The organism is Flavobacterium sp. UBA4197, assembly GCF_002379575.1.
Classification (GTDB): Bacteria; Bacteroidota; Bacteroidia; order Flavobacteriales; family Flavobacteriaceae; genus Flavobacterium; species Flavobacterium inviolabile.
On sequence record NZ_DFUB01000009.1, the window covers coordinates 1 to 13,983 of the forward strand.

At 41.8% G+C, this 13,983-nt stretch carries 14 protein-coding genes; 8 read left to right on the forward strand and 6 right to left on the reverse strand.

Features of this window, described 5'->3' with window-relative positions; translation table 11 throughout:
- Positions 1-106 precede the first annotated feature (106 nt).
- From B3394_RS04745 to B3394_RS04755, 3 genes are all read right to left on the reverse strand, one after another.
- Positions 107-955, reverse strand: coding sequence for an EamA family transporter (locus B3394_RS04745; protein ID WP_286913597.1), 849 nt, complete (start codon positions 953-955; stop codon positions 107-109).
- Between the two features lie 23 nt (positions 956-978).
- Entirely contained in the window at positions 979-1,791 is an 813-nt protein-coding gene (dapB, locus tag B3394_RS04750; RefSeq protein ID WP_286913606.1) for a 4-hydroxy-tetrahydrodipicolinate reductase, read from the reverse strand.
- 127 nt (positions 1,792-1,918) lie between these two features.
- Positions 1,919-2,632 (reverse strand): S24 family peptidase, encoded by a 714-nt coding sequence (locus B3394_RS04755; protein WP_286913609.1) that lies wholly within the window; start codon positions 2,630-2,632, stop codon positions 1,919-1,921.
- Positions 2,633-2,755: 123 nt separating this feature from the next.
- On the opposite strand from B3394_RS04755, the gene B3394_RS04760 reads away from it, so the two are divergent.
- From B3394_RS04760 to B3394_RS04780, 5 genes are all read left to right on the forward strand, one after another.
- Complete coding sequence (locus B3394_RS04760; protein ID WP_177730150.1) at positions 2,756-2,950, forward strand: hypothetical protein; 195 nt, start codon at positions 2,756-2,758, stop codon at positions 2,948-2,950.
- Between the two features lie 546 nt (positions 2,951-3,496).
- Complete coding sequence (locus B3394_RS04765; RefSeq protein WP_286913611.1) at positions 3,497-4,966, forward strand: helix-turn-helix transcriptional regulator; 1,470 nt, start codon at positions 3,497-3,499, stop codon at positions 4,964-4,966.
- Complete coding sequence (locus B3394_RS04770) at positions 4,944-6,416, forward strand: sigma-70 region 4 domain-containing protein (RefSeq protein ID WP_286913613.1); 1,473 nt, start codon at positions 4,944-4,946, stop codon at positions 6,414-6,416. Before B3394_RS04765 ends, B3394_RS04770 begins: the two co-directional genes overlap by 23 nt.
- Positions 6,417-6,563: 147 nt before the next feature.
- Complete coding sequence (locus B3394_RS04775) at positions 6,564-8,006, forward strand: T9SS type A sorting domain-containing protein (protein WP_286913617.1); 1,443 nt, start codon at positions 6,564-6,566, stop codon at positions 8,004-8,006.
- A 136-nt stretch (positions 8,007-8,142) separates the two neighbouring features.
- The gene (locus B3394_RS04780) at positions 8,143-9,000 is read left to right on the forward strand and encodes a DMT family transporter (protein WP_286913620.1); all 858 of its coding nucleotides are present in this window, start codon (positions 8,143-8,145) and stop codon (positions 8,998-9,000) included.
- On the opposite strand, the gene B3394_RS04785 is transcribed toward B3394_RS04780, so the two are convergent.
- Positions 8,997-9,497 carry a DUF456 domain-containing protein gene (locus B3394_RS04785; protein WP_273244554.1) on the reverse strand — a complete coding sequence of 167 codons (501 nt, stop codon included), beginning with the start codon at positions 9,495-9,497 and terminating at the stop codon, positions 8,997-8,999. The genes B3394_RS04780 and B3394_RS04785 overlap by 4 nt on opposite strands.
- 105 nt (positions 9,498-9,602) lie before the next feature.
- Between B3394_RS04785 and B3394_RS04790 the strand changes: the two genes are divergently transcribed.
- On the forward strand, positions 9,603-10,082 hold the full coding sequence (locus B3394_RS04790; protein WP_177730143.1) for a hypothetical protein: 480 nt from the start codon (positions 9,603-9,605) through the stop codon (positions 10,080-10,082).
- Positions 10,083-10,091: 9 nt separating this feature from the next.
- Here B3394_RS04790 and B3394_RS04795 read toward each other — a convergent pair whose 3' ends face one another.
- Both B3394_RS04795 and B3394_RS04800 read right to left on the reverse strand, forming a co-directional pair.
- Positions 10,092-11,222 (reverse strand): glycosyltransferase family 2 protein, encoded by a 1,131-nt coding sequence (locus B3394_RS04795; RefSeq protein WP_286913622.1) that lies wholly within the window; start codon positions 11,220-11,222, stop codon positions 10,092-10,094.
- Positions 11,210-12,154, reverse strand: a complete 945-nt coding sequence (locus B3394_RS04800; protein ID WP_286913624.1) for a hypothetical protein — start codon at positions 12,152-12,154, stop codon at positions 11,210-11,212. Before B3394_RS04800 ends, B3394_RS04795 begins: the two co-directional genes overlap by 13 nt.
- A gap of 23 nt (positions 12,155-12,177) precedes the next feature.
- On the opposite strand from B3394_RS04800, the gene ruvC reads away from it, so the two are divergent.
- Positions 12,178-12,732, forward strand: coding sequence for a crossover junction endodeoxyribonuclease RuvC (ruvC, locus tag B3394_RS04805; protein ID WP_177730140.1), 555 nt, complete (start codon positions 12,178-12,180; stop codon positions 12,730-12,732).
- A gap of 10 nt (positions 12,733-12,742) precedes the next feature.
- The gene (gene hemW / locus B3394_RS04810; RefSeq protein WP_286913629.1) at positions 12,743-13,870 is read left to right on the forward strand and encodes a radical SAM family heme chaperone HemW; all 1,128 of its coding nucleotides are present in this window, start codon (positions 12,743-12,745) and stop codon (positions 13,868-13,870) included.
- Positions 13,871-13,983: the final 113 nt, after the last annotated feature.

Here is a 13,983-nt window from a genome sequence, read left to right on the forward strand (position 1 = left end):
TCCCGTCCAGACCGCCAGTAAAAAAAAGCTCTTCGAAAGAAGAGCTTTTTTTATTTCCGGACTATTGAAATAACTGTATAAAAGGTTATGGTGATTCGTAATATCGTTACTTTTTTGAAAAAAGAGTGGCACCTATACTTGCTGTGATCACACAGCCAATGGAAAGGCATTGCAGCAGGCTTAACTGCTCTTTTAGGAATAACAACCCGGAAAGAGCGGCAAAAGCCGGATGCAGGCTCATCAGGATACTGAATGTCTTGGCTGGCAAATGTTTTAAAGCACCCATGTCGAGTGTAAAGGGGATTGCACTGGTTAATAAAGACACGGCGGTGCCCAGAAGGAGCAGGTGTCCGTTTAGAGCCAGCAAATCGCCGCTAAAAAAGCCAAACGGCATGATGAACAGGGTAGCGAAGACCATACCGATCGTAACCGCCTCTCCTTTTTCCATTATTTTTGAAACTTTTCCGCCCAATACAATGTATCCCGCCCAGAAAGCTCCGGCCAGAACCGCTAAAAACATACCGAATAAATCGATATGGTTGCCATGAAGCGGGGCGATCAGGAAGATCCCTAAACCGGCTAATGCCACCCATAAAAGATCGCTGATCTTTCGGGAACCTAACAGGGCAAGTACCAGCGGACCGATAAATTCGAGTGTAACGCCTAAACCTAACGGGATTCGCTTGATGGCAAAATAAAACACCAGATTCATAGCGCCCAGACAGGCGCCATAGGCAAGACCGGTTAGCCATTGCCGGCGGCTGAACTTCCGGAAATCGGGTTTAAAAAACAAATAGAGCAATATAGCCGAGATACCCACGCGTAAGGTTGCGGTACCGCCAATTCCCAAAGAAGGGAATAACTGTTTCGCAAGCGAAGCGCCCATCTGTATGCTCAGCATGGATAATAAGACTGCCGGTATGGGCGGCAGCGAAAACTTTTGTTTGAATGACATTATTTTTGGGGACTGTTTAAAATTTAAAAATCCATAACCTGGTCAAGACCTCTTTTTAACCCGGTAAAGGAGTTTACTTTCCGGATGGCTAACAAGGCGCCTTTTACGTAAGGTTTGGCGCTGTCGCCGGCTTCGTGCTTCAGGATCAGCTTTTCACTCTCCATTCCGAAAATGGTTTCCAGGGAAATAACATAACCCGGCAGCCTGACAGCGTGTACCTGTGTTCCGCCTATATTGGCTCCGCGGGTTGCTTTTTCACCCTGTACGGCTTCGGTAGGAATTGTAATGACCGCTTGTTGTTTCGATAAACGATTGGCAAGTTCCAGGGCGCTTCCGCTTGGAGCATCAACCTTGGTATCGCTCGCATAATCGATAATTTCCCAGTGCGGCATATATTGGGAGGCCATTTCTGCAAATTTGTTTAGCAGTACAACGCTGATTGCGAAATTGCCCACGGCAAGTACCGGTCGGCGCTTTTCGGTTGCGAGCCTGCCTATTTCGTCATAATCGGCATCGGATAAACCCGAAGTGCCTACCACTACAGCTACTCCTTTGTGAAGCGCGGTGAGGATGTGGTGCCTGGCGATTTCCGGAGCGGTATAATCGATCAGGACGTCACACGGGATTTGCAGGGCTTCTTCCAGCGTACTGAAAATCGGGATATTTTTTTCGGATGTAAAACCCAGAACCGTATTCAGGTTTTTTCCGGCGGTTTTCCGGGCCACGGCAGCAACCAGCTCAAGATCGGTTGTGGCGGCAATGCCTTTTGATAATTCGGAAGCGGCCCAGCCGGTTGCGCCGGCTACACAGACGCGTATTTTGTGTGATGGTTCCATATTAGTGCGCTTTAATGTCAGACAGGAATTCGTATAATACTGCTAAAATAAGGGAATAGCACAGCGGTAAAGTGAGTATCTGCAGGATAACACTTTAGGAAATACTTTCCGGTATCTGGACTTTTTATTATTCGTTGTGAATGACACCCACAATTATGGCAATGGCGTTTAGTTCACTTTTGTTTAGTTGGAACGGTTCAAATTCCGGATTCTCAGAAACAATAAGAATGTGGTTGTCGTCTTTGCCTTCGCGGACTCTTCTAATCAGGGAACCTTGCGTGGTGCTCAGCACATATACATTATTCCATTGCAGGAAAGAATCAAGAGGCACTCTTTTACAGGCTACCAAATCACCATTGCTATATTTGGGAATCATGGCGTTTCCTTTGATGCTGATCAGAAATTCCGCTCCCTTGAATAAAGGCACGTGGTATTTCTCAATTTCATGATCCATGGAAATGATGCCGCGGTATTTTATTCTTGCGAAAGCCTCTTCCGGAACCAGCGGAATCAATTCGGCATTTCGGATAAACATTCCGTCATAATACTGTTTTTTGCTCTCGCTGTTTCCGGTTGGATTGTCACTGGCAACATCATCCGGATTGGTATTTTGATAAGGTGTTTCTTTTCGGAACATGTTCCCTTTTCCGGTTAATAGCCATTCGGCAGAAATATCCGGGAAAGCTTTTAGAATGTTGTTTAAAGTGTCGTCTTTCAAATTGGCGACTCTTTTGATGGCAGTCTGAATGGAGTTGTTTGACATCTGTGTTCTTTTTTCAAAAGCACTGATGGATAAGTTGTAAAACTTGATTATTTCCTTGACACGTTCTATTGGCTTCATAACTGAAAAAGGTGTTAAAATTATAAACAATGTTCATGAATATTTAGAATATTGTTTTAATTTTAGAATAAAGTTTATATATTTGTTTTGTGTTCCGAAACAAACGGAGCAACAAACAAAAATATGGAAAAAAATAAGCAAAACAAGTATAACACGCTTGTAATTAATAAACTCGTTGAAAAATATGGGTTTACAGGCTATTATATTCGGCAATGTTTGCGGGGTGACCGCAACAGTATAACCGCAGATTTATTGCGAAAAGAGTATAACGGTCTCAACAAGGCCATCAAGAAACTGCTTGATGAACAGGGAACCTGAATTCCGGCGAAACAAAATTGATAATCTGCCTGAATGAAAAAATCACAACAGTTGGATAATGCTGCATGACACCCTTGGCATTTTTTAACAACATAAATCTCTATCTGCCAGTTATCCAGGCAGCTATAGTATGGAATAAGCGTGATTTTTTGGTAAAAAACGGTTTTTCAAATCGGCTATCGTATTTTTTTTGTGATAACAGTATTTTATTTCTTAAAATTTTAAAGAATAAAATTTTGAAAACAGATAAAATAATTTATTTTTGAACAGTTGAGAATAATATAGCGGTCTTTTTAACAAATGTGCATTTTAATGGTTGTTAAACAGATTTGAACTATTCATTCCGGATGGAGAACATCCTGAAGAATAACTATATTTTTTACCCTTCCCTTTTTTTGTCATTTATAGCTTCCGTTTTCAAACGAGAGGTATAATAAAAATGATATATCGACATCTTCCCTAAATGCCGGTATGATTACTGGATTGCCTGCAATCCTGAACAGTCATATTGTGACTACTAAAAAAACCTATTAAATATTAATTGCTATGAAAAGAACGCAGCTTTTCATCCTGCTGTTCGTATTTACAAGTGGGATTTCTCAGGACAAGAGAAATAAAATTGACAGCTTGTTGCGGCATGCGGTAAGTATTGGGGAAGAAACACCGGAACTGGCTATCCGTGAAGCGTTAAAAGGAATTACACTGTCTGCCGGATTAGGGTATAAAAAAGGAATTGTTGTTGGCAGTCTTTTTATTAGTGAAAGCTATAGAAGGAGTAAAGATGATGGTGAGGCACTTTTTTATGCAGTAAAGGCAGATAAAAACTGTCGGGCTTCCGATAGTTACTATAAGTCCAAAGCACTTCGCTTAAAAGGGATCAGCCTGGCACGGCTGGGGTTTTATAAAGAGGCGGAAAACCTTTTAAATAAAGCGCTCTATTTTGCCAATAAAATCAAAGACAAGAATAATAAATACAGAAGCCTCGGCTTTATTTATGCCAACATCGCGATCAACCATGACGATAATGGCGGATCGAAAGATCTGGTCGCTGATTATTTGCAGAAAAGCGATGCCAGTTTTAGCAGTATGGATGTGACTGATGTTCATAAAAAACGATGTATGGCCTTTGCCTATCTGAACTGGGCTGCTTTTCATATTCGGGGAAACCGGCTGGATAAAGCCCGTTTTTATCTGGACGAGTCAATTGCGGCATCACAGCGGCTTCACCTGAACTATTTAACGATTGAGCAGGACTATTCCCAGGGAACCTTATCCTATTGCAAAGGAAACTTTGAAGCCGCAAAAAAGCAGTTTTTAAAAGCCTTATTGCTGAGTAATGCGAACGGAAGGATTTTCTATAAAAAGGATTTGTATTACAGCCTTTTTAAAACATACGAAGCACAGCGCCTTCCAGACAGTTCCCGCTATTACAGAGCGCAATATATCGTACTAAACGACAGCCTGAACGGCCTTTACAAAAAAGCTATAAATACATCGCTCAATCTTTTTGTAGAAGAGGAATGCAGTGAATCACTGCTAAAACTGGAAAAACAACTTTTAATTATTGGCATCAGCTTTTTGCTGACCGTGCTGGTGTATCGCTATACAAAAGTGTACCGAAGGAAATGGCATAAAGCCCAAAAGGAGAAAGAAGCGATAAATCGTTACCTGCAACGGCAAAGCGAACTGCTCCGGCAACTGAAAAAAGGAAGCAGCCATTCCAGAGACCGAACCCAAAAACTATTGCAGCTCGTCGCTACCGGAAATCCGGCGTTTCTTTCTGAATTTAAAGAAACATATCCCGATTTCTGTCCGCGGATCATTGAAATATCCCCGGGTATTATTGGCAATGAACTAAAATTCTGCGCGATGCTAAAGCTGAATCTGACAACATCGGAGATTGCCGAATATACCAAAAGTACGCTGCGGGCAGTCGAATCGAAAAAATACAGAATACGAAAGAAACTAAACATACCACAAGATAAGGAGCTATATGAATGGATTTCAAGATTATAATATGATGAAGAAGATCTTCTTTGCCCGCTTTTTTGCATTGTCATTAACCATAACATGTACGGCACAACAATACTCGAAAGCGAAAATTGACAGTATGCTCACCACTTTGGTGAACATGCATGACAGTATACCGGGCAAAGTACTGATGAAAGGCAAGACCTGCTATACCTATGCTGAAAAAATAGACTATAAAGAAGGAATGATCAAAAGCGCATTGGTGATAGGGGAGAGTTACCTGACGATGGGGCAATATGATATTGCGCTGGAATTTGCAAATAAAGCCGAAAAGAACGCTGTGGGCATAAAGAACAATGAATTACTGTCGGAAGCCTTCCGGTTAAAAGGACAATGTTATGAAACCCTCAGTTTTTTTGATATAGCGTTTGAAGAATTTGGAAAAGCCCTGAAAGCGGCCGGCAAAATGGAAGCGAGCAATGATCGTTTCCGGCAGGAAGGCTATATTTTTAGTGATATGGCTGATTGTCTCAGCCAGAATAAAAAGAACACCGATTCGGTAAAAGCCTACTACAGGCGAAGTGCCTATGCTTTTAGCAAAATGGAGGATGACCGCATCAAAAGAAGAAACCTTTCGCTGGTTAATGCCAATATCGGAGCCTGTTTCATCGCCGGAAAGCAATATGATTCGGCAGCCATTTATATTGAAAATGCGGTGCGGCTTGCCGAAATAACACAATGCGATAAAGCACAGCTGCTGGCGTCATTTAATATGGGTAATCTTGAACTGGCAAGGGACAATATGCAGGAAGCGATAGTACAGTACAATTATGCGCTGGCTATAGCCAATAAGTTCCAGAGGAATGCGTTAATGTCGACGATGCATTCCAACCTGTCTAAGATTTATGACAAACTGGGAGATAAGGAAAAAGCAGATTATCATTTTCAAAAACTGATCTCTGAAAACAGCATTGTAAAACAATCCCAAAAGAAAGGCCTGGAAAAACCAACGAAAGAACTGGTGCGGAATACCACGCAGAAATTCCAGCAGTATAGCCAGGGAGCACTTATCAGCACCATTTCTTTTATTGTTCTGGCGGTGTTGCTGCTGGCAAGGGTTGTCCGGTTTTACAGAAGAGCAGAAGAAGAAAGACAGGAAATAAACAAACAGAAAGACCGCTTGAAAAGCAAAGAAGAACTGCTTGAAAAAGCCAAAAAGATAGAGCCGGTTTGCCTGGAAAACGTTATCAGGCTTGCCCAGAATAATGACGACAGCTTTTTATTTCAGTTTTCGGTCCTGCATTTCGATTTCTATGAAAAAATTACGGCATCCATACCGGCTTTAAATCTGGAAGACCAGAAAGTATGCGCCTTTTTGAGGCTCGGATTCCAGATAAAGGAAATAGCATTGATTACAAATGTTACCGTTCGTTCTGTAGAAGCCAGGATATACAGGATCCGGAAAAAGATAAACATTTCTTTCGATGAAGGGTAGCAGCAACAGCCGTTGTTTGTAATAGTAACAATACGTTACTTTTTTCCGGAATAAAAAGCTGTTCTGTGAAATAGTTAAGGCTTTGTTTTTTAGTATTTTAAAATGATTATTTTTATACGATAATCGCAAAGACCGAAAACCAGACGTATGGCAAAAAAACACTATTTACTGTTACTCCCTTTTATAATCAATACCCTGCAGGCTCAGGAATTCATTATTAAGGAAACCCCTTCCGTTATCAATGTTCAGTACAGTTCCGTTGCCTTTGCAGATGTCAACGGCGATGGATTTGCCGATGTCCTGGTAGCCGGAGCGGATGGTGGTTATAACCTCCGGTCCAATTTGTATTTTAATGACGGTCACGGAAATTTTACGCTTTCCAATAATCCGAACCTGCTGGTAATCCGGGAAGGTGCTGCGGCTTTTGCCGATATTGATAATGATGGCGACCAGGATTTGCTGATCACCGGAATTACGGAAGTAACCTCGCCCAGCGGATCGTATGGTAATAGAACGAAACTGTACAGCAATGACGGAACCGGGATTTTTACCGAAATACAGGATCACGGAATAGAAGCTTTCAGCAATAGCGCCATGGTGTTTGAAGATGTGGATAACGACGGCGATAAAGATTTGATTATAGCAGGATTCAAAGGCGGGAACAGCGCCACAAATCTGTATCTGAATAACGGAACCGGAAGTTTTGCTTTGGCAAATGCCAATATAAACGGACTGATAAACATAGCCCATCCGGCAATTGCACTGGCCGATATTGACAACGATGGCGATAAGGACCTGTTACTGTCCGGAATTGACCATACGGATTATCAGATAAAAATGGGATTGTATAAAAACGGAGGTTCCGGAACGTTTACCAAAGTAAACAACCCCGGAATTGAACCGATCTTTACCGGAGGAGCAGTTTTTGGCGATATCGATAATGACGGCGATATTGATTTGCTGATGGTGGGAGCCGATCCGGTATATGCCAAAGTCGCCAAACTCTATACAAACGACGGAACCGGTACTTTTACACCGGTAGCCGATACCCCTTTTATCGGAGCGCAATACGGCAGTGTGAAATTAGCCGATGTGAATAATGACGGTTTTAAAGATGTACTGATTACCGGGTATCGGAATCCGAATATGCGGGCAGATTTGTATATGAATAATGGCAGTCTGGGGTTTACACCGGCGGCAGATATGCCTTTTATAGGCATGTCCAATAGTGCTTTTGAATTTGCCGATGTGGATAATGATGCCGATATGGATGTGCTGATAACCGGGCAAAACAGCCCCTTGGGGACGCTTACAAAATTATATATCAATCAGACAAATACTTTGAGCGCTGCCGAACGGGAATTAGTAGCCGTAAAACTATACCCGAATCCGTCCGGCGGCAAAATCAGGATTGCATTGCCAGAGCATATTGCGGTAAATAAAATAGAAGTGTACGATACGACCGGTAAAAAGGTGTGGACGCCTCAGCCGGCATCGCTGATAGACATAACGGCATTGCCGGCGTCTGTTTATATTGTCAGGATTTATACCTATAAAGGGATACTGATTCGAAAGATCATAAAAAACTAAGGAATTGTAAAAGATTAGCGGCCAAACAGGATGCGATCAAAAGGGTATCCGGGTATTTAACGGAGGATTCTCAATAAAAGCAAAAGCGTTTTAAAATAGGGGTATTAATGATATATTTGCCCTTAATCTGAGAGTCATGAAAAATCCCCGTATTGCCTTATTGACAGGTATAATCTGTATCTCTATTTTTCCGATTTTAGTAAAATGGACTCCGGTTTCAGGGTTGTCATCGGCTTTTTATAGAATGGCAATCGCTACGGCATTGGCATTGCCGTATGTATTGCTCCGTAAAAAACTGGAAAAACCGGATACGAAAACACTTTGGGTAATTTTATTGTGCGGGATCTGTTTCGGTTCCGATATTGCGGTATGGAATATTTCCATCCAGAAATCAACCGCAACACAGGCAACCTTACTGGCAAATTTAGCTCCGGTGTGGGTTGGGTTGGCGATGTATCTTTTTATGCCGGATAAACCCACCCGCAATTTCTGGATAGGAGCCTTTTTTGCGATACTCGGCATGGTTATCCTGGTAGGTTTTGATACGTTTTACAACCTGTCGTTCGATATTGGATTTGGATTTGCGATGCTTTCTGGATTGTTTTATGCCGCCTATATACTGATGAGCAAATATGCACTGAACCAGATGGCGCCGATTAGTTTTATGGTGTACAGTATGGCGGTTTCCAGTGTTTTCCTGGGGATTATATGCCTGTTGCTGGACCAACCGTTTCAGGGTTTTTCCAATACCGTTTGGGGGGTATTGTTTGTTCAGGGAATTTTATGCCAGCTAATCGCCTGGTCGCTCATTAGTTTTGCCACCCAAAAAATGGAAGCAAACAGGGTTTCCTTGAGCCTGTTGAGTCAGGTGATCTTTACCTCTTTTTTAGCGTGGCTGCTTTTGGATGAAAAAATTACGGTTCAAATGGTTGTTGGTGGTCTTATCATCCTGATCGGGATCGGGATTACCTTCTACAAAAAGCAGGGAACCTAAAACCAGATAGCACGGTACTGCCATACCGTGACGATAAAAAGGCCTAAGTAGATTATACAAACCAGGAATTTGATAAAGGTAGAAGCCAGGAAGCCGATAAAAGAACCGGTAGCCGCTTTTACAGCCCGGTGGTGATCTTTGCTGTCATAAATAAGCTCGCCGACCAGGGCACCTACAAAAGGACCAATGATAAAACCGAATGGAACAGGAGCGATCAGCCCCACTATCAAACCGATATTGGTACCCCAGATACCATATTGACTGCCGCCAAATTTTTTTGTACCTTTTGCTGGAATGATATAATCCAGAATAGCGACCGCTAAGGCAATGAGTAACGTAATGCCCAATATCCAGTAGCTAAAAGGAATTCCTTTGGTAAGGTATAACAGCAGTAATCCGACCCAGCTAATGGGCGGACCGGGCAAAATGGGAAGGAAACTGCCCAATATGCCCACAAGCATACAAATAAAACCGATTATCAATAAAAAGTATTCCATAATTTTTTTAGTACTTTTGACGACTTAAAGTTACGATTTATCATTTATGTAATCAACGAAAGGAACAACAGGATGTTAAAGTTCCGGACATAAGAACAATAAATAATGAAAAAATATTTGCTATCACTCTTTTTACTTGTTGCGGTGACCTCTTGTCAGCTGTTTGATAAGAAAGTACAGTCGGAAGAAGAGTTACTGCAAAAAGAACTTAAAAAGATCGACTGGAAAAAAGTAGATGCCTTTCCTACGGTTGATGCCTGTGAAGTAATTACAGATGAAACCCAACGCAAGCAATGCTTTTTTGAATACCTTACCCAGACAATTCAGGAAAAACTGAATGTAGACACACTTTCCATTTTATATCCGGAAATCGATACCATCGAAGTAAAGGTAACCGTGTTTCCCGATGCCAGCATTAAATTTGAACCGCAGTTCCCCAAAGACAGTGTTGCTTACGACAAAGTAAAAATTGACAGCATCCTGCACAGCCGTCTGGTTGACTTTCCTAAAATTAATCCTGCCATCAAAAGAGGCATCCCGGTAAAAACACAATTTGTACTGCCGGTAATCATTAATGTGGAATAAAAAGAATCGTTACGCTTTAAACGTTCTCCCTTTCCACGAATACCTCCCTATTAGCGAATAGAGTGCTACTTTTACACAAAAGAAGGGATAAAGAATACTGCTGATAATCACGGAAATCATAGCCATCTTAAGAAACCGGTTGGCCTGGAACATCAGGATAAAATCGACGGTGAACTTTAACAGGTAAAAAGCAAGTAAATAGCGCCAGTCCATCCAATGGCAGATAACAAGCCATAAGGAAAGTACTAAGCACAGATTGGTCAGGAAAACAACTAAGGCAAGTCCTTTTGGAAAATCGGTCTGATAGGCAGCCGACTTGGAAGCCCAGCGTACCCGCTGAAAAAATAATGCCCACCAGCTTCGTAAAGGTTTAGTTGTAACAATGGCTGCTTCCGATTTTAAATAACACACTTTTTCAGGAACGGCACGGATAGCTTTTTGCAATAAAAAAACATCATCGCCGCTTGCCAGGGCAGTATTGCCTTCAAATCCTTTTAGATCGTAAAACAGTTTTTTGGAATAGGCAAGATTAGCCCCGTTGCACATAAACGCTTCGTCCAATCCGAAACTCCCAATAGTAGCACCCTGAAGGCTGAGCATATCCATTTGCTGGAAATGGGACAGCAATCCGGATTTTTTCTGAAAAGTAACGGCACCGGCTATCAGTTCGGCATTATTTTGCTGAATGCAATTGTCAAAAGTACTGAGCCATTCCGCGGGAAGTATGCAGTCTGCATCGGTAGTAATGATCCAGTCTTTTTTAGTAACGGAAACAGCACGGGTGATCGCATCCTTTTTAGGCGCATTGGTGGTACGTACGTTATCCAGGATCGTAACGTGAAAAGCCGTATGTTCCATACGCCAGTTGTTGATAATGCGCACCGATTCATCTTCGGAAGCATCATCGACAAAAATAATTTCGAACAGCGCTTCCGGATAATTTAAAGCCGTTAGCGAATGTAATAAATCCGGTAAATTTCCGGCCTCATTCCGGAAAGGAACCACTATTGAAAACGTAGTCCGGACAGGCAGCTCCTTTTTTTGAAACGATTGTACTTTCGAAAAACCATAAACAAGCAAACCGATAAAAAGAGTATAGTCTATAAAAACCAGACAGAAAAATAAGATCAGGATTTCCATTGCGATTTAAAATTTAAAACAAAATAGCTGCCGATGATCACAGGGAGCACCACATTTAAAAACCACATTAAAGTACTAATAAAAACGACAATCCATTCGTTTACACCCAATAATCCGAAAAAATAGACGGCTACACTGCCTTTTACCGCAAAATCCAGGAACTGGAAAGTAGGCAGGGAAGACGCCAGAAAATAAACGCTTGTTATGGTTGCCATTAACAGGAAATAGGATAAATCAACATCAAAAAGAAGGAATAAAAAATAATACTGATGTGAAAAAACCAGGTAACGCGCTACCGCCAGCAGTATGTTTTTTCGGTGTACTTTTTTCGGGATTTCGTTAATTTTATGAATCAGCTTTTCAATCGAATAACCTTTAATCGTAATTTTCTTAACAGAGAACAGTATGCCGAAAAGCAATAACAGCAGTCCAAATAGTATCAGCACCGTTTGGGAGGTTATCACATTATAGACCGTATTAAAATAAAGCAGCCCGAAAATTCCGAATACAACGGTCAGCACCATTTGAATGCCATTGCAGATCAGGTTCAGGAAGACAATTTTTTTCGTTTGCGATTTTTCAAAAAACAAAGCTTTCCCGGCATATTCGCCAATTCCATTTGGAGTAAATATGGCTGCGGTTAATGCTCCCAAAACCTGTTTTGAAGCGGTTCCTACCGTAATTTTAGCAATAACGCTCACTAAATTCTGCCATTTCAGGATCTCTAAAAACCGGTTCAGGAAAGACAGGAATAAAATAAAGGCAAAAGCGCCAAAAGACTGTTTGCTTTTTACCAATGCTATGAATTTTTCCCAATCCAGCTGGTCATTATGCATCAGTTGGTTGTAAATAAAATAAAAAGCGCCTCCCACAATCAAAAGTTTGATTACAAGAACGAGGAATTGTTTAGCTTTGTGGGGTACAGAAATCATCGCTGCAAAATAACAAATTAAAATTGGCAAACGAACGCATCATATTAGGAATTGACCCGGGAACGACGATCATGGGTTTCGGATTGATAAAAGTCATCAATAAAAAAATGGAATTTTTGCAGTTAAACGAATTGCAGCTATCCAAATATGATGACCATTATACCAAACTGAGAATCATTTTTGAGCGCACCATTGAATTAATCGAAACACATCATCCCGATGAAATTGCGATTGAGGCACCTTTCTTTGGAAAAAATGTCCAGTCTATGCTGAAATTGGGAAGAGCACAGGGTGTCGCCATGGCGGCCGGTTTGTCGCGCCAGATCCCCATTACAGAATATGAGCCCAAAAAAATAAAAATGGCCATTACCGGAAATGGTAATGCGAGCAAAGAGCAGGTTGCCAAAATGCTGCAGCAATTGTTAGGACTGAAAGAACTGCCTAAAAACCTGGATAGTACAGACGGACTTGCCGCGGCAGTTTGCCATTACTTTAATTCCGGTAAAATAACCATCGGTAAAAGCTATACCGGCTGGGATGCCTTTGTAAAACAAAACGAAGACCGAGTAAAAAAATAAACCACACACGTTGGCAGGAATTTATATTCATATCCCATTTTGCAAGCAGGCTTGTCATTACTGCGATTTTCATTTTTCGACGTCACTGAAGAAAAAAGACGGGATGGTTTTGGCCTTAGCCAAAGAAATCCGGCTGCGCAAACATGAATTTGAGCAGGAAACCGTTGAAACGATCTACTTTGGAGGCGGAACACCCAGCATCTTAGCGGTTGAAGACATTCGCCTGTTAATCGATACGGTTTACCAAAACTACAAGGTTGCCGATAATCCGGAAATTACCGTTGAAGCCAATCCGGACGATTTATCCGAAAAGCGGATTGTGGAACTGCATCAGCATAATATCAACCGTTTGAGTATCGGGATCCAGTCGTTTTTTGAAGAAGACCTGAAACTGATGAACCGCGCACATAACGCGGCAGAAGCCAAAAAGTGCCTGCAAATAGCAAGGCAGTATTTTGATAATATTTCCATTGATCTGATTTACGGAACTCCGGGCATGGACAATAACCGGTGGCTCGAAAATATCCGGACCGCTTTGGAACTGAACATACCACATATTTCCAGTTATGCTTTAACGGTCGAGCCGAAAACGGCTTTGCAGAAATTTATCACGCAGGGCGTTATCACGCAACCGGACGATGAGGTGGCACACGAGCAATTCTTAATGCTGGTGGATGCGCTGGAAGCCAGCGGATTTATTCACTACGAGCTTTCCAACTTTGGAAAAGAAAACTATTTCTCCCGGAATAACTCGGCCTATTGGCTGGGGAAAAAATATATCGGTATCGGACCATCGGCACACAGCTATGACGGAGTACACCGGAGCTGGAATATTGCGAACAACAGCCTTTATCTTAAATCACTGGAAAACGATAGCCTTCCAAGTGAGGAGGAAACCCTTTCCAAAACCGACCGTTATAACGAATACATCATGACCGGACTGCGAACCGTCTGGGGTGTATCGCTGGACAGGATCCGGAATGAATTTGGCGAAGATTACCAGAAAGCACTGCTACAGCAGGCACAGCAATACCTGGATAATGGTAAACTGGAAGTATCGGAGCATGTGTTGCGGACTACCCGGAAAGGAAAGTTTTTCAGCGATGGTATTGCCAGTGATTTGTTTATCCTGAACTAATCCGGAAATCTTCAAAAAACAGCTTAAATTACAGTCGTAGAATTTAAGAAAACTGCCATATCCTGAATTAAAAGATTTATATTTGGATGTATAAAAGCATTTCAATAGTAGGA

Bases quoted from the DNA above. Each gene is read 5' to 3' on its own strand.
- B3394_RS04745 (WP_286913597.1), bottom strand. From the start codon at position 955: ATGTCATTCAAACAAAAGTTTTCGCTGCCGCCCATACCGGCAGTCTTA.
- dapB (WP_286913606.1), bottom strand. From the start codon at position 1,791: ATGGAACCATCACACAAAATACGCGTCTGTGTAGCCGGCGCAACCGGC.
- B3394_RS04755 (WP_286913609.1), bottom strand. From the start codon at position 2,632: ATGAAGCCAATAGAACGTGTCAAGGAAATAATCAAGTTTTACAACTTA.
- B3394_RS04760 (WP_177730150.1), top strand. From the start codon at position 2,756: ATGGAAAAAAATAAGCAAAACAAGTATAACACGCTTGTAATTAATAAA.
- B3394_RS04765 (WP_286913611.1), top strand. From the start codon at position 3,497: ATGAAAAGAACGCAGCTTTTCATCCTGCTGTTCGTATTTACAAGTGGG.
- B3394_RS04770 (WP_286913613.1), top strand. From the start codon at position 4,944: ATGAATGGATTTCAAGATTATAATATGATGAAGAAGATCTTCTTTGCC.
- B3394_RS04775 (WP_286913617.1), top strand. From the start codon at position 6,564: ATGGCAAAAAAACACTATTTACTGTTACTCCCTTTTATAATCAATACC.
- B3394_RS04780 (WP_286913620.1), top strand. From the start codon at position 8,143: ATGAAAAATCCCCGTATTGCCTTATTGACAGGTATAATCTGTATCTCT.
- B3394_RS04785 (WP_273244554.1), bottom strand. From the start codon at position 9,497: ATGGAATACTTTTTATTGATAATCGGTTTTATTTGTATGCTTGTGGGC.
- B3394_RS04790 (WP_177730143.1), top strand. From the start codon at position 9,603: ATGAAAAAATATTTGCTATCACTCTTTTTACTTGTTGCGGTGACCTCT.
- B3394_RS04795 (WP_286913622.1), bottom strand. From the start codon at position 11,222: ATGGAAATCCTGATCTTATTTTTCTGTCTGGTTTTTATAGACTATACT.
- B3394_RS04800 (WP_286913624.1), bottom strand. From the start codon at position 12,154: ATGATTTCTGTACCCCACAAAGCTAAACAATTCCTCGTTCTTGTAATC.